A 19,580-nucleotide genomic window follows, 5' to 3' on the forward strand; every position below is an offset into this window, starting at 1 on the left:
AATTGGCTTGAACACCTATATTGTACCGCGTTAGGAGTCTTTTGGGTATAACCTTTGATGCACACCCGCATAGCGGGTGGTTTTTTGTTTCACACCTTCGGAGTGAAACGGACTAAAAGTCACATAATAAAAAGATTGGAAAATTTTCCAATCTTTTTTAATTTTTCTTGACTTGTAATTGTTTCTTTTTGTTGAAAAATCCCTTATAAGCTAGGTAAGAAGCGATAAAGGAAGCGATGGAAGTTGTCGAGAGTAACATGAAGGTAACCATCATTTGGTATTTGACAGCTTGAATCGGAGAAGTTCCTGCTAGAATTAGCCCCGTCATCATCCCTGGTAAGGAAACAATCCCTAAAGTTTTAGCAGAATCTATGGTTGGCACCATCCCTGTCCGAATAACGTCACGAATAATGTCGATAGAAGCTGGTAAAATATCTGCGCCAAGCGCCAATTTGGTCTCTACTTCTTCTTGTTTATCACGGAAAGAAGCTAACAGTTGTTTGTAACAAAGCCCAATGGCCACCATTGAGTTACTAATAATCATTCCTCCGACAGGAATCATTTGGTTTGGAACAAATTGTAAAATGCCTGAAAAAATCAGGACTGACAAGGTAATACTTGCTCCTAAAGTAATGGCAATAAAGGAAATTTTAAAGCCATTGCTGATGCCTTTACCACGATTGGCAGCATTATGAGAGGCATTGAGTATCATAAAGAGTAAAAGTAATGCTGTAAAGATAGGATTCTTGTAGCCAAAAATGTAATCTAGATAAAACCGACAATTAAGAGTTGAATAACAGCTCTGACAGCACTAATGATAATTTCTTTCTCAAGTTTCAGTTTTTGCCAATAAGAAAAGAAAAGGGTAATTAGAACTAATGAGGATGCTAAAAGCAAGGATGTTACGGAAATATTATCTGCGCCACTCATTTAATCACCTCCAAACTTTCTAATTGACCTTGTACAATGGTCATCACCTTATTGGCATATTTACGAGATTGGCTAGAATCATGGGTAATCCAGAGAATAGTCATCCCTTCTGCTTGTAAATTAGCAATCACTTCTTCAACGATCTCTTTGTTTTGCGTATCCAATGATGAGGTCACTTCGTCAAGGAGAAGTACTTTTGGAGTAAATAGAAGCTGTCTAATCAAAGCAATTCTTTGTTTTTCTCCACCTGATAATTTTTTGACATCTTGCTCTAGATAAGAAAGATCCATTTTGAAGAGGTCAAACAAATTTTTAACGCGGTCTTGGTCCATTGGCAAATGGCGAATATCAAAAGGAAATTGGATGTTATCCTTAACGATTTCACCAAACAAATAAGGTGTTTGGAAACAGTAAGACACTTGCTGTCTTAATTGCGTTGGTTCATAATCTTCTAGTTTTTTCCCCTCAAAGGTAATATGACCACTTGTCGGGCTTTGTAATGATGAAGCCAATTTTAAAAGGGTACTTTTACCACCCCCTGATGGACCAACAATGGAAACAAAATCTCCTTGCTCAATCGCAAAACTAATATCACTTAGAATCGTTTTACCGTCGGCAACAAAGGAGACATCTGTAAAATCTAATAATGCCATTTCTTTCTCCTGTTGTTTCTTAATTATAATCATTCTTAATAACTAGTTTACCACTTCTTTCGATAAAAGTCCTTATTTGCGATTAAAAAATGAGAAGATAAGAGATTAGCATAAAAAAACTAGGACTATTGTCCTAGCTAAATGAATGATTCAGATATTAATTTTATTCAATTTTACCAGTGATGTAAAGGGTTAGGCTCACTTTTGTTAAAACTTTACCATCCTTGTTTTTCACTTCTACGTCAACAACTTGAGTTGTGCGACCACTATGCACAGCTTTTCCTTCAACCCAAAGCGTCTCACCTAAGCGACTGGCTTTAAGGTAGTTAATATTAGCTTGCAAGGTTACAGCATTAACGCCTAAGGACTTAGCAACTAGACCACCAACTTGGTCACAAAGGGTAAAAAGATAGCCACCATGCGAAATGTTGTAATAATTTAAAGAATGTTCAACAACTTCTGTTGTCATCACAGCATGACCAGCTTCTAAAGTTTCAATCTTATAATTTTCAAAAACGCGAATTTCAGCTAATTCAATATCTTCTTTTTTCATTTTTCTACCTCGTATATAGTCATTACAGTTCTTAATTATACTATAAAATAGACATCTGAGCTAAAAAAATATTTGTGAAAATAGTTTACTTGGTTTGCGAACTAGCAAAAGTTTCACGCATCTTAATAAAGCGTTTTTGAGTCTTCCATCCATCATAGCCCATCCTTTGGTAAAAAGCATGCGCCTCAAGCCTTTGAGAGCCAGAATTCAAGCGGATAAAGGCAAACTGTCTATCCATGGCCCATGCTTCAAAAAAAGTCAACAAGGCTTTGCCAATCCCTTTTCCTTGGCTAGAATGAACCACTGCTAAGCCTAAAATATTGAGACCAGGATCACTGTAAATCGTTTCATAAACCTCTGCTTCTAAAAACCCAAGAACCTGTTGACTCTCATCATCCTCAAAAACAAAAATAGGATGGTCTTGATTGTGATGAAAGCGAGCAAGTTGTTTTGTCACAGATTCAAGTGGTTGGTCATAACCCAAATCTTCCTTACAAATCACTTGTAAACTTGGGGCATCTTCTACTCTAGCAAAACGAATCATTGGATTTTCCTCCATATAGTTTTCTCTTTTTTACGTGATCAGTCATTTATAATCAAAAACTGATTTATCTCTAGCAAATAAATCAGTTCAATTGTCTCTCATTTTAAAAACAACTTTGATTATTTCAATCTAAAAATGATTTAGTTGTTATCGAAGTCAGCAATGGCATCCAAGAGTTCCTGGCTTGAGCTAACCACTTTACCATTTAATTTGATAAGTCCTACAGTATACAAATTCACATAACCAAATTGTGATTCTCCAACGGTTTGGAGAGCATCTAATTTTTGTTGGTTATCCGCTCCTAATTGGCGGGAATCTGTATAAAGTCCCAAGACAGGAATACCTGCTTGATAGGCAATTCCAATTTCTGACGCAACGCCAGGATCAATCACCTGACCATCCAAGACCGCAATCACAAAATCACTCTCTAGAACGGCTTGCGTATCTAACATAGCAATCATTTTAGAATCAGCATAGGCATTTTTATCATTAATCTCACCTTGTTCTTGTGGCAAGAAAACCGTAGCTTCAGGGTAAGCCTTACGAATTTTCTCCACCAAAACTTGGTTAAAGGTAAATTCCATCTCAGTAAATAAGGGACTTGCAAAATAAATCTTCATGGGAAACTCCTCTATTTTTAGTACTACTATTATAACACGACCGCAAGAAAAATCTGCCTCTTAATGAGGCAGCTATCTAATCTTCAGCTTTTATGACTATTTTAGTTATGGTCATCACGATAACAAAAAGAATTCCAGCGATTGGCCAAATAATCCAGGTCATTCCCCAGCTATTAGTGATAAAGGACCATCCTAAATAAATAACGGTTGCTGATAACCAGTAGATACTTGCCACCCGTGAGATAAGGATTGAACTTTTCTTTTTGGCCAAACTAAAGTCCCCTTCTTCCAGTAATTTTTGATAACTACTGGCAATCATTGAATTCTTGACAAACAGGTTGACAGCAATAGAGACAATTGAAAGGAGCAAGCAAACCATTAAGATAATAATAAGGTCATCTTGGGTTAAGAAGGAAAACATGACTAATGGGATGACACCTAGTATGCATAAGATAACGCCTATGACAATCTGTCGCTGATGACGACTGTCAAATTCATTTTGAAGCTTTCTAACAAGGCCTTCTACCCCATATTCCGTATCGATGGCTTCTTTTTCTAAGTAATCAAATTTCTTAAGATGATTATCACTTGAAATAAAAATGGAGACAGCAATTGCGACAAATATAAGAAGCACGCCAATACCAATTGCTCCAGCAATTCCTTCTGAGAGACCCATTAATTTATTTTCAGCCATCCCAGATAAGGCAAGTAATGCTATGGGGGATAAAACACTGAGACTTGAAGCTAATGCTACCTTAGGGCTGTCTACTTGCACCTGATTTAAATAATCTTGAGCTTCCGAAAGTGTAACAAATCGTTTTGGTCCCTGTTCGTCATGACTTTCTACAAGCTTTCCGCTTTCTTCTTTTGGATAGTCATCCTTTAACAAGTAATCTGTTGAAACATCAAAAATAGCTGCCATTTGAATGATTCTATTTAAATCCGGAATGGATTGAGCACTTTCCCACTTTGAGACAGACTGTCTTGAAACATCTAATTTTTCTGCCAATTGTTCTTGGCTCCATGCATTCCGTTTTCTTTCCTCAATAATCTTATCTGCTAAAATCATTGTTCTTACCTCCAAGTACTTGATAGCTTTAGCATACTTAAAAATGGAGTTGCAAGCTATAAAGTGAGCACGTCAATTTGTCAACTGTCAGTTGCAAGCCTGATTTAATGCTATTTATTGCATCATTCTTTAAGATAATTATATCATGAAAAAATGGACTAAAGCTCTCAATTTGATACCACTTCTAAGAAAAAAAGTCATCTTTAGAGATGACTTTCAGATCCTATTATTTGAGAATATCTTTCCAAACACCATCTTCTTGGAAGAAAAAGTGCTCGCTGACATCATCACGTAAGAAAACTTCTAGCATGATGTCCATGGATGAAGCTAATTTCAAGTGCTTGAGTTCTTCTAAATCAACCCAGTAAACTTCACCTTCATCTGATGATTGCAATTGACCTGAGAATTTATTGGTTTTATAAAGAAAGACAACATAGCGAGAGCCATCGGAATTGGTCCAATCTTTGATGCCACATATTTCCAAATCGCTGATATCTAAGCCAGTCTCTTCTTTGATTTCTCTTATGGTCGAGTCGACTACTGACTCTTCATAGTGAACGTGTCCACCTGGGAAAGTTATTCCCCACCAGTCATTGCTGACCTTATCCTGAACTAAAACACGCCCTTGATCATCATAAATCATACACATATTGGTCAGGGTTGTTGCAATTTCTCGCGACATTTTAAGACTCCTTATTTCTAAAGATTTGTATTCTGATATCTTAGCTTTTACTATTAAAGTATCTGATTTTTCTCCCAATTTGTCAAGTCAATAGGCAATTTAATAACGGTTTGATCCATTTTTCATCAAGTATTGACTTTATAAACGAGGTAAATAAGACCTACAATAATGACTAGCGTCCATAATTATAATCTTGGTATAAGACATAAAGCATCTGTAATGCCAAGCCCTGCAAAAATATCCAAACCATCTACCGTTTTAGCTTGATGATCATTTTCAGACAAATAAGCTAGAATAGTATTATCATCTTATTCTGATTGAGTAAATGGAAAGCCCTCTATGCCGGCCCTTTCTAAAGCTTTCGGACCATACAGCTTCAGACAAAATAGAAACTTCTTGATTATCATCAACCACAATTAGAACCGGTATAAGATTTTTCAGTCACATCAATTTACTTTATCTTGCTAAAACAGTATACTATCTAAGTTACTTTAAAAATTAGAAAGTCTGAAAAATGAGAGATGTCGTTTTATTTTTACATATGTCACTTGATGGCATTGTCGAAGGTCCAAAAGGAGCCATGGATATTGGCTTTGTGGCCTATAATCAAGAACTTGAAGCCTTTGCTCAAAAAAACTTATCCACCGTTGATACCATCCTTTGGGGTAAAGCAACTTATGAAATGATGTACAGCTATTGGCCTGACATGCTTGATAATCCTGAAGCTACAGATTATGAACGCAGACATGCCAAGTGGATAAGTGATGTTGAGAAGGTTGTTACTTCTACAAGTCTTAAATCTGCTGACTGGAATAATTCTACCATAGTATCTGAAAATTTAAGCCAATATCTTAAAGAGTTGAAAAATAAGGACGGTCAAAATATTTTAATTTTAGGTAGCCCCCGCCTCGGACGCTCCTTACTTTCTGAAAATCTCATCGATAAGATTAAATTGTCAGTCTCTCCCACTGTTGTTGGGAATGGCTTGCGCCTCTTTGAAGATATCAGCACAGACTTAGAACTAATCAGCTCAGAGTGCTTCAGTACTGGTGCCCTGGGCCTTGAGTACAAAGTTAAACATTAATTCACACCCCCAAGCATTCACATTAGGAGAAAAAAATGACACTTATTATCGCAATTGTAGCCGGCATTATTAACTTTATGATTGGTGCCCTCTGGTATGGCCTCCTCTTCCAAAAACCTTGGATTGAAGCAATGGGAATTAACCCTGAAGATATTGGTAAAAACGGCGATGGTAAAAAAGAAATGATTATGACAGTCATCGTTGAAGTTATCATCAGCATTGTTACCATCTTATTCTTATCAGCTATCAATGCTGCAACCCCCTTAATGCCATCATCATCGGTATTATTACGGTTCTTTCTGGACTTAAGAACTACTTCTTTGAGCAACGTCCAGTAAAATTAATTCTTATCAACGAAAGTTATAAGATTGTTGCCTTCATGGTAATCGGTTTAGCTTTATTGCTTATTAAATAAAATCAAAATATGCTCCTTTCTGACACTTTCAGATTGGAGCTTTTTTAGGCTTAACTTTCATGTAAATAGATGGCCATTTCAATCTTGGTCCATTGACCTTTTTTCTCTTTACGGGTAATTTTACCAAAAAGCTCCTTGCCCGCATCCATGAGGCGAGAAAAAATCAGGTTGTCTTTTTTCGGAATATAGCCGATTTTATCACCCTTCAAGGTTGCAATTTTGATCGCCTGGGGATCAAAGCGATTATCTGGCTCCCGATAGAAGACCAGCTTATCGTCAAGGGCCAGTTGGGCTTCAATGTCCGCGATATTCTCAATGTGACTGGTACCTGCAACTATGGTTTCAAATAAGTAAATATCTCTTTCGAAGGGAGTTGGCAAAACGAGACCCAATTCCCGATTTTGCAAATACTTAATCAAACCATGATTGTTATTTGTCATTAATTCATTCATGTTTATTTCCTAATAATTGTTTTAGTGCCTCATTTTGCGTCTTAATGGCTTCTTGATAAGCTACTAGTTGCTTTTGCAGACTATCTTTTCTTTTACGAATGATCTCATCAGTTGCCAAATACTCCTTCAAGGTATATGGAGGGACCGACTTAAGTTCTTCAATCTCATTTTGAATGTTTTTTCTTATCACTTCCAATTTCTTTTGTTCTTGCTCAAGGGAATCTTTAACCGTCGACAAACCAGTTTCACTGTCACTACTGCCCTCTTGTAAAAGTAAATCGATTAGTCTTAAGGTCTTTAAATCGCAGGCTTTAAATGCTGAAACGACCGATTTGAAAAACTCTGCATCCTGTACACTTTGATCAGGCTGCAAATCTGGGTGCAATTTTTTGACCAATAATTTATAGAGTTGTTTCAACTCTTTACTTTCTTCCCCAGTTAATGGTGTGCCATTGACTCTTTCAACAGCTTTCGCCATTTCTTCTAATTTTTCTTGTAAGCTTTCTTGGTAGTGTTGAAACTCTTGATCTAAAAGTGTCTCGATTTCAACAAGATTAATTTCCTCTTGACGGTTTATCCTGGCTTGGATAAAGTCTTTTTTCCGTCTCAATCTCATAAAAACTGTGTAGGCTTGATAGATGCGATATTCTAAATCACCATACTCACGGATATAAGAAGCTTTAATATTTTCACAAACCGTGAACTTAAGCTGATCTCGCTCAAAAACAAGATCAACAATTTCTTTGCGTAAAGCATCAACAGCATTTTTGATAGGACTAAGTCCTGGTAGTAAATGATTATTTTCCATTTTATTATTTTTTTAAAAGTAAGTTTCTAATTAGTTTCAGAACATTATGGCAAGAGAATGACAATCAATAAATCTATAATGAGTAAGCAGATGGCTGTAACAAAGGTTAGATAAAAAGCCCATTTCTTCTGACAATATCTTTCAACATATGCCAATTGTGGTTTATCTGCAGCATAAAAGACCTTAACTTGACTGCCAATCGGGTAAATCTCCTCAAGAGGATTTTTAATCAAGCCAAAATGACTATTCAAACTCCGGTCGATATAAAGTACTTGATTTTTCTCATAAGATGCCCTAATAGTATTAGCAGCAATTGGCGACCTGTGAGAGTAGGTTTTATAAGCCTTATATTCTGGGCCAACTACCTTATAGTGTTGACCATTAACAGTATAAGAGACAATGGGTAAATGAATACCCGAATCTTCAAAGCCTTTGCTTGTTCTAGTATAGGAAATAACTTCTCCACTGGTCTCTTCCGTACATCGAGACTCTTGTAACAAATATTTGTAAAAGAATTTAAAAGCAATGACAAATAGAATTAAAGCCCCTAGGGCAAGGAAAATCCCGAAAATCAATTTAATAACTAACATCTCCCAACTCCCTCTATATTTTTTAAGAAATAATTACCTATTTGTTGTTTTTCTTTCTAGAATTTTTCAATTACCCATTGAATGAAAAATCCAATTAAAACCACAATAGCGCCCCACTACCTAGGGCTGCCATCTGAAGAGCATATTTAGTTTTCGCATCAAAGGCTTCTTTCCAGTTATCTTCCTTCTTAGATAGTTTTAAAATATCTCCTAAGTGTTGAGGATTTGACAGACATTTATTGACTTGTATGTTTCCATTTTTAGGATCTACTTCCGCCCTGTAAGAAAATGAGATAGAGCGACCACCGACTAGTCTAGTTTTTTTGATGATAGATACCAGATTCCTTTGTCAGAGCACTTTTAAAATTTAAGCGTTTAAATTTATTCTTTTGCAAAGTTTTTAAAAGAACAGTACCTTCATTGTATAGGGTTTCGCCTGAGGTCAGTTTAGCCTCTTCCTCAGGACTTAAAAGTCTTGAAATTCGGATGCCATCTTCATTGGTTTCAATCAGACAATTCAATGCTGAAAGACGATCCTGCAATTTATTAGCCAATTCCAAGACATGACTTGCTCCAAGGCCTTCATTTAAAGGGAAAAATTCCTTTTTAACAACTTTGCGTTCACGGAGAATACCAATAAAACAAAAAGCTCCAGGAATCCCAACCGCAAACCTCACAGTAGCACCAAAAACTTCCCAGCCACTACGATAAAAAGAGGTCAAAAAATGATAAAGCAAGGCAATCGCAAAAGTATTAAAAATGATACTCAAAATTAAAGACGAGGTAGCTGGACCCAAAGTCCATGATTTAACCGTAAATTTCATTTAGAGCCTCCGAAGTTGGACGAAATAGACAAAAAAATGAAAAACGTGTTTTACTATTTGAATCTCAAATACTTTCTATCTCAATTATACAATAATTTAAAGTTGGAAAATGAGAAAATTATTTTTAAAAGAAAAATATTATTTTTGTTTTGAGATCATTTTTGAAAACATCAAAAAACCACTCTTCATGAGTGGCTATTTTTTGTTCAATATATTAGTTATTTGGGTAAGTCACTCCCTAGTTATCATTAATTGGAATAAATTAAAAATCACTTTCAGAATAAAATTTGTTTGATAACTTCATGGACAGGATCATTCCTATTATTATTATTATAGCAAGGAGTATGCTGACACTAAATATCTTGTTCATCAGTAAAAAGTCGGTTACCACTTTCAACTGATTCGCGAAAAAGGTAGATGCAAGCACAATAACTGCCAACAATAGAAAAGGAATTGTCACCAGTGTTTTTCCTTTTTTATACCATATTTAAAATAAATGGGGTATTCCATAAAAATAATAAATAAAGTCACTAAACCTACTATGGGTGCTGTTACTAAAATAGTTAGCGCACCATTATTAATTTGGAAGATTAGAGAAATAATGAATGCTAAGACAATACCGATAAGGATCATAGATCCTACAAATAAAGTGGCTAGTAAATATCTACCCTTAACAACATCTTTGGGAGAGATACCAAACAACTTATAGAGGGGATCAATTCCTGACTCTTCACCCACCATGAAAGGTACCCAGAAAAGAGAATAGCAAACATTTGTGCTGTAGCTAGTGCTGTTACAGGATTTTTTGATAAGGCACCATATCCAATTCCCATTCCAAATAAGATAATGAGGTTTTTAATTGTAAAATAAGGTTTAACTGACAATATGTCTAGCTTTAATACTTTCATTAAGTCCATTAGACACCCTTTCTAAAAAGAATCATAATGCGATCAATAGAAATGAGATCTTCGATATACCCTTCTGGTATTTCATCCACTTCACTACGCTTCACCAAGTATTCAATCTGATATTTTGTCTTTTTCCTTCCTAAAACAAGAGATTCATTTAATGAGCATTGATTTTGTATATCACATTTCAATATCATAAAATAATTCATGAAGTCATCTTTTTCTAGAGAGAGTAGAATTTTCCCATTATCTATAAATACAATATAATCTGCTATTGCTTCAAGGTCCTGTGTAATATGAGTAGAAAAGAGTACTGAATGGTTTTCATCTTGCATATAGTCAGAAATGATTTCCATAAACTCTTCGCGCATACTTGGATCTAAACCACTTGTAGGTTCATCAAGGATCAAGACATCTGCATGATGCGACAAAGCAATGGCCAACATCAGTTTGATTTTCATGCCGCGAGATAATTCTTTAACCTTAAGCTTTCTGTCAATAGTGAAGTCAGATAAATATTTCTGGAATAATGTCTCATCCCATTCATCATATCCAACCTTCATGGCCTTATTGACTAAATCCATATTCCAATCTTTTGCAAGAAAAGAATCATCCATAATGACACCAATTTTTTGGTTGTCAATTTTTGTTCCGGTATTAGAATCTCCAAATTCAATATCGCCATCATAATGAATCAATGAGAGAATTGATTTAATTGTTGTGGTTTTTCCCATACCATTTTTACCAATAAAGCCAGTAACATAACCCTTTGGAACGGTAAGATTAACATCATTTAAAGCAAATTCAGAATACTTTTTATTCAAATGTTTTATTTCTATTTTATTCTTCATACACATCTCCTTTATATATATAGTGTATAAGGTCTATTAATTCAGATTCACTGATGTTAATTGCCTTAGCAATTTGACAAGATTTGGTTAAATAGTTTTCAATCTCTTTTTGCTTTTCATCTTTTAATATATCTGGATTCATGGCAGCAACAAAGGTTCCTAATCCCTGACGAATTAGAATAAAGCCTTCTTTTTCCAACTCATCATAAGCTTTTTTGACGGTCAAAATACTTACATTCAGCTCTTTAGATAACTGTCTAACTGACGGTAATTGTTCCTCAGATGACAACGTAGAATCAACGATATTCTCTTTAATTGCGTTTTTTATCTGTTCATATAATGGTGTACTACTGCCATTAATAAGTATTATCTTCATTATAATCTCCTCCATAACAGTATATAACACCACTTAACTCTTATCAATCCAAAAAAACACTTGATTTGAAATCAAGTGTTTTGAGTATTATATTCGATTTTATTAATCCCACTTATATGAGTTTAAGAGAATGAAAGAATCCGTTTATTTCACAAACTGAAGTATTAAATATAGTGACTTTTCAATCAATGAAACTTAGATATTTTGCTGTGCCATCTTCTCTTCCAAAAATCTCATTAATATTAATTTGACTTTATATCAAAACTGCATTATTTGTCCTAAAGCAGTATTAACCTTCTAAATAGATATATCACCATAAGTGACATATATCAACAAAAAAAGTGTAAAAATCATCATAGAGGAGATATATCAACGGAAAAATTGTAGAAATCGGCAATTATTCTTTTTTTAATTTTTATCTCTCTTAGAGATGTAAATTATTGCGATATATTATTTGATTAAATATTCAAACTAACTATTTAACTGACATGTATGATTTTAAGAAAATCGGTTGACGAGAGTGAAACTTCCTTACAAAAAAGATGAGCTAAATTGATTTTTCAATTTAGAAGTGCATGAAAAAGAAAAAATTCGATATATTTGTTTGGATATGTACCGAACTAATTATGGTATTACACTTGAAATTTTGTATTTGCACCATTTAATATGATATCACTATTTATTTATAATAATAATCATCAGAATAATAATCATCAAAATAATCATAATCAGGATATTCACTATCAAACTCTTTTAAAAGGGCATCTATCAATTTTTTTCTGACTTGTTCAACACTTAGACTATTTACAAAAGCTGTAATTTCTTCGATTTCTTTCAATCGCTCTTTTTGATATTCATCTGCCCATTCATTGTATGATTCTTCATGTGCACGTTCCTCTTCCTCCCACTCTGCAATAATAGCATCAGCTTGTTTAGGGAATTGTGAGAAGTATAAAGCTACCATGTGCTTACAAATCACTCTTCTTCCTTTACTAAAAGGACAAGTACAAGTTGATTTTCTAGGATGATTAATATCAATTAAAACGTTATAAACATTATCTTGAGAGCCGTTAACTTCCCCTTCATAGACACCACTGCCACTACACACTTCATTTACCACTGACTTATTTTGATAATATAAAATTCCTCTATAAAATGACGCACGACTTGCCAAATGAACTAATTTTAATTCTTCCCAAATACTCATATAGTCACCTCCATTTATTCAAATAGTATTAATTTCACTATCAATAGATGATAATTCATTCATCATATACCAACCAACATTGGAAGCAAAACTGCTTCTTGAACACACGATTTCCTGTACATTTTAAGGCATAGATTTTTTCATTACACTTTATTTTATCCTCTTTTATATACATCTTTTTGATATTAAATTTCCATGACGTCAAAACCACACACTTGGTGTGAAGCGTTGAAGGGAGTAAAAAGGTCCTGTGGACCTTTTTAGCATGGCGCCTTAAAATTCAAAAGCGCCATGAATTACTTGCGTTTTTCTAACAGACTTACACACTCCACATGGTGCGTGTTAGGAAATAAGTCCACCGGTTGCACTTTCTTGAGGTCGTAGCCTAGTTCTTGGTAGAGTTTGATATCACGCGCCATGGTAGCTGGGTTACAAGAAACGTAAGTGATTTTCTTCGGTTCCATGGCGGCGCTGGCTTTGATAAAGCTTTCGGTTAGGCCTTTGCGTGGTGGGTCAACTAGGATGACACTTGGCTTGATGCCTTCTTTGCTCCATTTTTCCATGGCTACTTCTGCGGTGTCCACTACAAATGTTGCATTGCGGATGCCATTTCGTTCCGCATTTTTCTGAGCATCTTTGACCGCAGCTTCAATGACTTCAACGCCGTATACTTTTTTGACTTTTTTGGCAAAGGAAAGTCCGATGGTTCCGATTCCTGAATAGGCATCAATAACCACATCATCTTTACTAAGTTCCGAAAAATTAATGGCTGTTTGGTAGAGTTTTTCCGCCATAACTGTATTGACTTGGTAGAAGGATTGGGCTGAAATCATGTAATCGTTGCCTAACATACTATCAGTGATGTAATCTTGGCCGTAAAGCACTTTAAAGTCCTTGCCAAAAATAGCATTGCCATTTTGATCGTTAACATTTTGCATGATGGAAACGACTTGCGGAAAGGCTTCTGTAATCATCTGTACCATTTGATCTACACGGAAAACTTTAGGACGGCTGGTGACAAAGACTAGCATCATTTGTCCGGAATAATGGCCGCGGCGGACCACCAAGTTTTTAATCAGGCCGGACTGGTCTGCTTCATTATAAGGGCTAACTTGGAAGCGGCGTAAGAGGTCACGGACGAAAAGAATTAATTTATCGATTTCTTTGTCTTGGATGTAAAAATCACTGATTGGCAATAAATCATGGGAATTTTTTCTAAAAAAGCCTGTTTCTAATTGACCATTAACACGCCTAACAGGGATTTGAGCCTTGTTTCGGTAGGCATAGGGTTGCTCCATACCAATGGTCGGCAAGACTTCGACGCTATCAATTCCAGCTGTTTTATGGAGATTATCTTTAACTTGTTTGGCTTTAAAAAGCAATTGTTGGTCATATGCTAGATGACCAAAGTCTGCGATGCCTGTTCTTAAATAAGTCGCGTCTAGGTCTTCATTACGATGTGGGGATTTTTCCAGGTATTCTTCCACTTTACCAAAACCAATCTTCTTATTGAGTTTTAATACGCGCATGGTAATTCGTTCACCTGGAAGAGTATTTTCCACAAAAAAGACGAAGCCATCAACTTTGGCTACACCTGATCCTTGGTGACTTAAATCTTCAATGACCACTTCTACAATTTCATTTTTCTTTAACATGATTTTTCCTTTACTTGGAGGGAGGTTGGCACTAAAAAAGAGCAACCTAAGTTACTCTTCATTATACCATATTTAGCGTAATCCTAATTTACTTAATTTCTTTTGGTACTTAGCAAAATCAATATAGAGGGCTTGACCACCATACATATCGTATTCATCTACCCAATCACCTTGAGATGGAATCGTTATGCGTTCTACTTTAGCACCACCAGTCGCTGTTGAAATGCCCTTTTGGAGGAGTACTGGGAAGGGGAGATTGCTAGAAGTTAAAGCATAAATCTTTCCTAAGGCTGCTGAACCCGTAAATAATTTTGTGGGATTTTTTATTTGCGACATGACTGCTGTCATGACTTGTTGCTGACGAACTGTCCGACCATAATCGCCATCATCATCCTTACGGAAACGGGCATAGTTAAGCAGCGTCCGACCATCCATTCGTTGTTGTCCTACCTTTATTGTTTGATCTGGAACGACACCATTTTTCATTCGTAAATCATCTGGAACTTGGACAGAATCAACCGCTTCACCCGAAATAGTTGCAAACTTTGCATCAATAGCTACCCCACTAGGAAATAGGGTGTCAATAGCTTCTGCAAAAGATTGAAAATCAACCATCATATAATATTTCACATCTATATCAAAATTATGTTTCAAGGTCTTTCGTACCATTTCTGCACCTTGATGTCCATCTTGCTCACCATAACTAAATGACGAATTTAATTTTAAATCATATGAGTTACTGTCATTATAGCTATATCCGGGAATATTAACTAAAGTATCACGCATAAAACTAGCTATTTTGATTTTTTTGTCCTTATTTCCAACATTAATAACCATAATGGTATCAGTTCTAGCTTCACTTGTCGTTTGCGTCACTCGTTGATCAGAACCTAAGACTAAGATATTTGTACCATCCTTAGTATCAATGCCATTAAAAGTTTCCGTGACCGCAGGCTTATATTTCGTTTTATTACCTGAAATATCAAGATAGCCTTTGGCAAACATGAAAATGATACCAAATAGAATAATGCAGAGGAGAATCCCTATAAGTTTAAGGTATCTTTTCCAGCGTCCCTTTTTCTTTGGCTTTTTATGGCTTTGGGGTCTGGCATATTCTTCCTGTTCTTGATAAAAGTGATCTGCTCCTACTAAGTATTCAGGGAGTGGCTCCTCTTTTTTGACTTTTGCTTTTTTCTTTGCCCGTCGAGATAAAGGTTCTTGGGTTGGATAAAGAGGCAAACCTCCAGGTAATGTTTCTTCTTGCCAATGGTTTTCTTCTGGATAGTCTTCCATGTAATGATTTTGACTAGCAGAAAAATCCTGATAAACCTGATGGTTCTCAGCTGAATATTTTTCTTGAACCGGACCTATGCCCGCCCCCATTTTAGATTTTAAATAACGGTATTCTCTTTCCTCGTTTTCACTGAGGTAACTCAAGTTTCTCAGTAGGTAAAAATACCTAAGTTCTTCATGGTGACTTAAACCATTATTTCCTTGTCTTGCCATATCATGTCCATTTACTTATCTGTATTTCTCTCTCAAATACTATCAATAACTTCTATTATAACGTAACTTCTCTAACTTGTCTGTGAAAAATCAAGATTTTAAGAAAACTTAAGAAAACCTTAAGCTTTTTGCTCAAGGTTCCTCCTTAAATTTTGCCACAATTTCCTAAATACTTTTAATAATTCGGACAATTTCTTCAGGGGTCCGATGATCGACATTAATGATTAAATCCGAAAGTCCCTCATACAGGGTCATCCGACGCTCAAAGATACCGTGAAAATCTTCTTTGGAATTATTTAAAAAAAGTGGTCTCTGAAAATTCTTGTCTTTTTTGATGCGGTCATAGAGAACTTCAAAGGATGCGGAGAGCAGAATATTATGTTTACGGTTTTGCCGTAAAAGCTGACGGTTGGCTTCGCTGATCACCACTCCCCCTCCTGTTGAAACGATATAGGATTCGTCGAGAATCATTAATTCTGCTAGCAGAGCTGATTCCAATTCTCGAAATGCTGCTTGGCCTTGGTGGACAAAGAAATCGGAAATGGACATGCCAATCCGTTCTTCAATAATCATATCCATATCTAAAAAATGATCGTCTAAGAGAGAACCGATTGTGGTTTTTCCGGCTCCCATGAAACCTAGTAATACTTTAGGCATTTTCTAACCTTTCTAAGTCCTTAAAGAATTCTGGATAGCTAGTTGCAATTGCTTCTACTCCCTCTAATTGGACATTGCCTTCTTTTACCAGAAGGGCAGCAATGGCTGTCATCATGCAATGCGGTGATCCAATTGGGCATCTACTTGGCAGGCTTTTAGGGCTTGCCCTCCGGTAATGATCATGCCATCAGGCAAGTCTTGGATTTGGACACCCATTTTTTTTAAGATATCCGTTACTACTGCAATGCGATCCGTTTCTTTGTAGCGCAATTCTTCAGCATCCTTAATCACCGTTTGCCCTTGAGCCTGACTGGCTAAAAGTGCGATGATTGGCAGTTCATCAATCAGTCTCGGAATGAGGTCTCCTGAAATTTCCGTCCCTTTTAGTTGCGAGTAGGAGACTTCTAGTGTTGCTGATTTGGTTTTGGAATCTAGAGAGATATAGTTTACTTGGCCACCCATGGCTTTGATGACATCTAAAATGCCAGTTCTTGTCTCGTTAATCCCGACATTTTCCAAAATAATTTGCGAACCTGGAATAATCAGTCCGGCCACTAGCCAAAAGGCTGCACTGGAAATATCGCCTGGGATTCTTATCTTCTGTCCTTTTAATGTTTGTGGTCCACTTAAACGGATTTGCTTACCATCCTGTTCAATCTGCCCACCAAAGAGCTTAATCATATCTTCGGTGTGATTACGTGTAATGGCTTTTTCTTTTAGTTGCGTCTGACCTCTTGTCTGTAAGCCAGCAAATAAGATAGCTGATTTAACCTGGGCAGAAGCAACTGGCAGAACATATGAAATGGCTTTTAAGTTGGAGCTACCTTTTATGGTTAGAGGGGGTAAATGGCGCTGCCCCTGGCCTTGAATCTTGGCACCCATTAACTCTAGTGGGATGGCAATTCTGTCCATTGGACGCTTGCTCAGGCTGGCGTCGCCCTTGAGGGTAACTGTCCAATCTTGACCCGCTAAGATTCCAGTTAAGAGTCGCATAGAAGTCCCTGAATTCCCCATATCAAGAGAAGATTGAGGCTCCTTAAGACCGGAAAAGCCTCGGCCTTCAACTAGATAGCGATTATTATCTTGGGAGATGTGGACGCCCATTTCTTGAAAAGCACTGATGGTAGCTAAGACATCCTGACTCTCTAAGAGCCCTTCAATTTCTGTTTGGCCTTCAGAGATGGCACCAAAAATAATAGCACGGTGGCTAATGGATTTATCACCTGGAACTCTGATTGTCCCTTTTAAAGCTTTTGCATTGGTTTTCAGTAACATGCTTTCTCCTTGTTTAATCCTTAACATTTTATCATAAGTCTGTCGTAACTTCTAGATGTGAAAAAGCTAAGACACTGGTGTCCTAGCTTTCATTTGTATTTTGTTTGTCTTTTGTTTCCGACTTTTTCTTTTTGCCAAAAAGGCGTTCGATAATCGAGGCTACATTGCCTCTTCGTCCGACTAATTTTCCTTGGTCTAATTCTTGATAGGTAGCATTACAAATGGCACCAAATATCAGGATTCGAGCTAGGAAGATAAACCAAAGCATCATGATGAAAATCATAATGGAACCAAACATTTTGATATCGACCATCCGTTCAACACTGTGGACCACATAGTTAGCAATCATATTACTCAAAAAGGTCATTACGAATGCAGTTAAAAAAGTGCCTGGTAAAATATAACGTATCTTATGAATCTTGACATTTGGTAATAAGAAATAAAGGACCATAATGCCAAGAAAAATAATAACAATGGTAATTGGCTGTATTAATAACAAGAAAAGGGAGGTGACATTATCACTCAAATGATAATGTTTGTCCATAACTTGAATAGCAGCCTTTGAGAAGGTTGAAAAAATTAGGACAAAGGTTAATAAGAAAAGGATGAAGACACTAATTAGTAAGCCAATAATATGACCAACCAAAAAATCTCGGTGTTGTGATGCTCCATAGGCTTTATTAATAGCTTTTTGTAGGGAGGTTAAGGACCGAGACATGGTCCAGAGACCAGCTACTGTCGCCATCCCCAAAATACTACCCGCTGGTTTAGAGAAAATATTAGTTACAACCGAGGCGGCTGGACGGTAAATATCTCTTGGCAAGTTTTGCTTCATCAAGTTGAGCAAGTCTGAAGTATCAATATTAAGATAGGGGAAAATATTAGCAGCAATAATGATGAGAGGAAAAACTGTTAAAATCAGATAATAGGCCACAGCTATAGAGGACAGGTCCATTTCTGCACTAATAAAGTGTTTCATGAAAGCCTGAACAGGTTCATATTGCCATTTTTCTATTAATCTTGTCAAAAAGTTCTTCTTCTTTTCCATATTAATAAGTTCTTTCTTCTCCCTGACTGGTCAAGATTCTTGGACCATCTTTAGTAATCACAAACTGATGTTCATACTGGCAAGATAGCCCACCATCTAAGGTTTTATGAGCCCAACCTGTTTTCATATCAGTATCAATTTCCCAAGTGCCGGTATTAATCATTGGTTCAATAGTTAAGACCATACCTTCTTTAAGGCGTAAGCCACGACCAGCGACACCATAATTTGGTACCATTGGTTCTTCATGCATTGTTGGCCCAACACCGTGACCAACTAAATCACGAACAACTCCATAGCCACGACTTTCAGCATAATCTTGAATGGCAGCACCAATATCACCAATACGATTGCCAACTTGAGCTTTTTCAATACCAATATACATGGCTTCTTTGGTAACATCCATTAAGTCTTTTACTTCTTGGCTTGGTTTACCAACAGCGTAAGCCCAACAAGAATCAGCCAAACCACCTTTATAAGGCTCAGTCAAAGCTTTCATTTGTTTAACATTATCAAAATCTAAGGCTGCTACATCAACAATAGATTTATCAAGTGGCATACTTAAGACAGTGTCAACCTTTAACAAATCACCCTCTTTAAGGATGTAATGTCTTGGAAAGGCATGGGCCACTTCATCATTCAATGAACAACAAGTAGCATATGGATAGTCCATCACATGGCCATCAACACCAATTTGTAAAGGAAGGACATTTTCTTCCTTGCAGCGTTTCCGAACATATTCTTCAACTTCCCACATATCAACACCTGGTTTAATAATCTGGCGAAGGCCAATATGAATACTTGCTAAAAAATCCCCAGCAACATCCATTGCCTCAATTTCACGCGCAGATTTCAATGTAATCATTCTTTTTTATC

The 19,580-nt window shown here is 36.3% G+C and carries 22 protein-coding genes and 2 pseudogenes; 3 read left to right on the forward strand and 21 right to left on the reverse strand.

From position 1 onward, the window contains the following. Positions 1–157: 157 nt before the first annotated feature. The 7 genes and pseudogenes from AT575_RS04860 to AT575_RS04890 form a co-directional block, all read right to left on the reverse strand. Positions 158–930 (reverse strand): annotated as a pseudogene (locus AT575_RS04860) (ABC transporter permease). Continuing rightward, positions 927–1,583, reverse strand: a complete 657-nt coding sequence (locus AT575_RS04865) for an ABC transporter ATP-binding protein (protein WP_102777402.1) — start codon at positions 1,581–1,583, stop codon at positions 927–929. The pseudogene AT575_RS04860 and the gene AT575_RS04865 overlap by 4 nt, the downstream one beginning before the upstream one ends. A 163-nt stretch (positions 1,584–1,746) precedes the next feature. Then, the gene (locus AT575_RS04870; RefSeq protein WP_102777403.1) at positions 1,747–2,136 is read right to left on the reverse strand and encodes a PaaI family thioesterase; all 390 of its coding nucleotides are present in this window, start codon (positions 2,134–2,136) and stop codon (positions 1,747–1,749) included. 85 nt (positions 2,137–2,221) lie between these two features. After that, positions 2,222–2,680: a GNAT family N-acetyltransferase gene (locus AT575_RS04875; RefSeq protein WP_102777469.1), complete on the reverse strand. Its 459-nt coding sequence runs from the start codon at positions 2,678–2,680 to the stop codon at positions 2,222–2,224. Between the two features lie 140 nt (positions 2,681–2,820). Further along, the gene (locus AT575_RS04880; RefSeq protein ID WP_071792867.1) at positions 2,821–3,300 is read right to left on the reverse strand and encodes a nucleoside 2-deoxyribosyltransferase; all 480 of its coding nucleotides are present in this window, start codon (positions 3,298–3,300) and stop codon (positions 2,821–2,823) included. 76 nt (positions 3,301–3,376) lie between these two features. Continuing rightward, positions 3,377–4,369, reverse strand: coding sequence for a helix-turn-helix domain-containing protein (locus AT575_RS04885; RefSeq protein WP_102777404.1), 993 nt, complete (start codon positions 4,367–4,369; stop codon positions 3,377–3,379). A gap of 226 nt (positions 4,370–4,595) precedes the next feature. Continuing rightward, on the reverse strand, positions 4,596–5,051 hold the full coding sequence (locus tag AT575_RS04890) for an 8-oxo-dGTP diphosphatase (RefSeq protein ID WP_102777405.1): 456 nt from the start codon (positions 5,049–5,051) through the stop codon (positions 4,596–4,598). 514 nt (positions 5,052–5,565) lie between these two features. Here AT575_RS04890 and AT575_RS04895 point away from each other — a divergent pair. From AT575_RS04895 to AT575_RS11035, 3 genes are read left to right on the forward strand one after another with little or no spacing between them, the layout of a single operon-like run. Then, complete coding sequence (locus AT575_RS04895; protein ID WP_102777406.1) at positions 5,566–6,135, forward strand: dihydrofolate reductase family protein; 570 nt, start codon at positions 5,566–5,568, stop codon at positions 6,133–6,135. Positions 6,136–6,170: 35 nt separating this feature from the next. Beyond that, positions 6,171–6,473 (forward strand): DUF1761 domain-containing protein, encoded by a 303-nt coding sequence (locus AT575_RS04900; RefSeq protein ID WP_245871464.1) that lies wholly within the window; start codon positions 6,171–6,173, stop codon positions 6,471–6,473. Next, positions 6,422–6,550, forward strand: a complete 129-nt coding sequence (locus tag AT575_RS11035; protein ID WP_342748315.1) for a hypothetical protein — start codon at positions 6,422–6,424, stop codon at positions 6,548–6,550. The genes AT575_RS04900 and AT575_RS11035 overlap by 52 nt, the downstream gene beginning before the upstream one ends. A 50-nt stretch (positions 6,551–6,600) precedes the next feature. On the opposite strand, the gene AT575_RS04905 is transcribed toward AT575_RS11035, so the two are convergent. The 14 genes and pseudogenes from AT575_RS04905 to AT575_RS04970 all read right to left on the reverse strand — a co-directional run bounded on the left by AT575_RS04905 (position 6,601) and on the right by AT575_RS04970 (position 19,569). Further along, positions 6,601–7,002, reverse strand: coding sequence for an HIRAN domain-containing protein (locus tag AT575_RS04905; RefSeq protein WP_102777407.1), 402 nt, complete (start codon positions 7,000–7,002; stop codon positions 6,601–6,603). After that, positions 6,995–7,810, reverse strand: coding sequence for a J domain-containing protein (locus AT575_RS04910; RefSeq protein WP_102777408.1), 816 nt, complete (start codon positions 7,808–7,810; stop codon positions 6,995–6,997). The genes AT575_RS04905 and AT575_RS04910 overlap by 8 nt, the downstream gene beginning before the upstream one ends. A gap of 44 nt (positions 7,811–7,854) precedes the next feature. Beyond that, complete coding sequence (locus AT575_RS04915) at positions 7,855–8,400, reverse strand: DUF3592 domain-containing protein (RefSeq protein ID WP_102777409.1); 546 nt, start codon at positions 8,398–8,400, stop codon at positions 7,855–7,857. 314 nt (positions 8,401–8,714) lie between these two features. Next, positions 8,715–9,224, reverse strand: a complete 510-nt coding sequence (locus AT575_RS04920; RefSeq protein ID WP_102777410.1) for a hypothetical protein — start codon at positions 9,222–9,224, stop codon at positions 8,715–8,717. 456 nt (positions 9,225–9,680) lie between these two features. Continuing rightward, entirely contained in the window at positions 9,681–9,965 is a 285-nt protein-coding gene (locus tag AT575_RS10700) for an ABC-2 transporter permease (protein ID WP_217349834.1), read from the reverse strand. A gap of 175 nt (positions 9,966–10,140) precedes the next feature. Continuing rightward, positions 10,141–10,983 carry an ABC transporter ATP-binding protein gene (locus AT575_RS04930; protein ID WP_102777411.1) on the reverse strand — a complete coding sequence of 281 codons (843 nt, stop codon included), beginning with the start codon at positions 10,981–10,983 and terminating at the stop codon, positions 10,141–10,143. Then, complete coding sequence (locus AT575_RS04935) at positions 10,973–11,359, reverse strand: GntR family transcriptional regulator (protein WP_102777412.1); 387 nt, start codon at positions 11,357–11,359, stop codon at positions 10,973–10,975. Before AT575_RS04935 ends, AT575_RS04930 begins: the two co-directional genes overlap by 11 nt. A 679-nt stretch (positions 11,360–12,038) precedes the next feature. Beyond that, positions 12,039–12,566 (reverse strand): SWIM zinc finger family protein, encoded by a 528-nt coding sequence (locus tag AT575_RS04940; protein ID WP_102777413.1) that lies wholly within the window; start codon positions 12,564–12,566, stop codon positions 12,039–12,041. 296 nt (positions 12,567–12,862) lie between these two features. Continuing rightward, positions 12,863–14,221 (reverse strand): 23S rRNA (uracil(1939)-C(5))-methyltransferase RlmD, encoded by a 1,359-nt coding sequence (gene rlmD / locus AT575_RS04945; protein WP_102777414.1) that lies wholly within the window; start codon positions 14,219–14,221, stop codon positions 12,863–12,865. Positions 14,222–14,293: 72 nt separating this feature from the next. Next, complete coding sequence (locus tag AT575_RS04950; protein WP_102777415.1) at positions 14,294–15,727, reverse strand: LCP family protein; 1,434 nt, start codon at positions 15,725–15,727, stop codon at positions 14,294–14,296. Between the two features lie 165 nt (positions 15,728–15,892). Continuing rightward, positions 15,893–16,384: a shikimate kinase gene (locus AT575_RS04955; protein WP_102777416.1), complete on the reverse strand. Its 492-nt coding sequence runs from the start codon at positions 16,382–16,384 to the stop codon at positions 15,893–15,895. Continuing rightward, positions 16,377–17,659, reverse strand: a pseudogene (gene aroA / locus AT575_RS04960) (3-phosphoshikimate 1-carboxyvinyltransferase). Before aroA ends, AT575_RS04955 begins: the two are co-directional and overlap by 8 nt. An 82-nt stretch (positions 17,660–17,741) precedes the next feature. Next, positions 17,742–18,707 carry a YihY/virulence factor BrkB family protein gene (locus tag AT575_RS04965; RefSeq protein ID WP_102777417.1) on the reverse strand — a complete coding sequence of 322 codons (966 nt, stop codon included), beginning with the start codon at positions 18,705–18,707 and terminating at the stop codon, positions 17,742–17,744. 1 nt (position 18,708) lies between these two features. Then, positions 18,709–19,569, reverse strand: a complete 861-nt coding sequence (locus AT575_RS04970) for a methionyl aminopeptidase (RefSeq protein ID WP_102777418.1) — start codon at positions 19,567–19,569, stop codon at positions 18,709–18,711. Positions 19,570–19,580 lie beyond the last annotated feature (11 nt).

This window comes from Streptococcus penaeicida, from assembly GCF_002887775.1.
Classification (GTDB): Bacteria; Bacillota; Bacilli; order Lactobacillales; family Streptococcaceae; genus Streptococcus; species Streptococcus penaeicida.

What these genes read in the sequence shown, in the direction of transcription:
- AT575_RS04900 (WP_245871464.1), top strand. Translation starts at nt 6,171, where the DNA reads ATGACACTTATTATCGCAATTGTAGCCGGCATTATTAACTTTATGATT.
- AT575_RS04910 (WP_102777408.1), bottom strand. Translation starts at nt 7,810, where the DNA reads ATGGAAAATAATCATTTACTACCAGGACTTAGTCCTATCAAAAATGCT.
- AT575_RS04930 (WP_102777411.1), bottom strand. Translation starts at nt 10,983, where the DNA reads ATGAAGAATAAAATAGAAATAAAACATTTGAATAAAAAGTATTCTGAA.
- AT575_RS04915 (WP_102777409.1), bottom strand. Translation starts at nt 8,400, where the DNA reads ATGTTAGTTATTAAATTGATTTTCGGGATTTTCCTTGCCCTAGGGGCT.
- AT575_RS04935 (WP_102777412.1), bottom strand. Translation starts at nt 11,359, where the DNA reads ATGAAGATAATACTTATTAATGGCAGTAGTACACCATTATATGAACAG.
- AT575_RS04955 (WP_102777416.1), bottom strand. Translation starts at nt 16,384, where the DNA reads ATGCCTAAAGTATTACTAGGTTTCATGGGAGCCGGAAAAACCACAATC.
- AT575_RS04940 (WP_102777413.1), bottom strand. Translation starts at nt 12,566, where the DNA reads ATGAGTATTTGGGAAGAATTAAAATTAGTTCATTTGGCAAGTCGTGCG.
- AT575_RS04970 (WP_102777418.1), bottom strand. Translation starts at nt 19,569, where the DNA reads ATGATTACATTGAAATCTGCGCGTGAAATTGAGGCAATGGATGTTGCT.
- AT575_RS04965 (WP_102777417.1), bottom strand. Translation starts at nt 18,707, where the DNA reads ATGGAAAAGAAGAAGAACTTTTTGACAAGATTAATAGAAAAATGGCAA.
- rlmD (WP_102777414.1), bottom strand. Translation starts at nt 14,221, where the DNA reads ATGTTAAAGAAAAATGAAATTGTAGAAGTGGTCATTGAAGATTTAAGT.
- AT575_RS04895 (WP_102777406.1), top strand. Translation starts at nt 5,566, where the DNA reads ATGAGAGATGTCGTTTTATTTTTACATATGTCACTTGATGGCATTGTC.
- AT575_RS04880 (WP_071792867.1), bottom strand. Translation starts at nt 3,300, where the DNA reads ATGAAGATTTATTTTGCAAGTCCCTTATTTACTGAGATGGAATTTACC.
- AT575_RS04875 (WP_102777469.1), bottom strand. Translation starts at nt 2,680, where the DNA reads ATGATTCGTTTTGCTAGAGTAGAAGATGCCCCAAGTTTACAAGTGATT.
- AT575_RS04905 (WP_102777407.1), bottom strand. Translation starts at nt 7,002, where the DNA reads ATGAATGAATTAATGACAAATAACAATCATGGTTTGATTAAGTATTTG.
- AT575_RS10700 (WP_217349834.1), bottom strand. Translation starts at nt 9,965, where the DNA reads ATGGTGGGTGAAGAGTCAGGAATTGATCCCCTCTATAAGTTGTTTGGT.
- AT575_RS04865 (WP_102777402.1), bottom strand. Translation starts at nt 1,583, where the DNA reads ATGGCATTATTAGATTTTACAGATGTCTCCTTTGTTGCCGACGGTAAA.
- AT575_RS04920 (WP_102777410.1), bottom strand. Translation starts at nt 9,224, where the DNA reads ATGAAATTTACGGTTAAATCATGGACTTTGGGTCCAGCTACCTCGTCT.
- AT575_RS04950 (WP_102777415.1), bottom strand. Translation starts at nt 15,727, where the DNA reads ATGGCAAGACAAGGAAATAATGGTTTAAGTCACCATGAAGAACTTAGG.
- AT575_RS04870 (WP_102777403.1), bottom strand. Translation starts at nt 2,136, where the DNA reads ATGAAAAAAGAAGATATTGAATTAGCTGAAATTCGCGTTTTTGAAAAT.
- AT575_RS04885 (WP_102777404.1), bottom strand. Translation starts at nt 4,369, where the DNA reads ATGATTTTAGCAGATAAGATTATTGAGGAAAGAAAACGGAATGCATGG.
- AT575_RS04890 (WP_102777405.1), bottom strand. Translation starts at nt 5,051, where the DNA reads ATGTCGCGAGAAATTGCAACAACCCTGACCAATATGTGTATGATTTAT.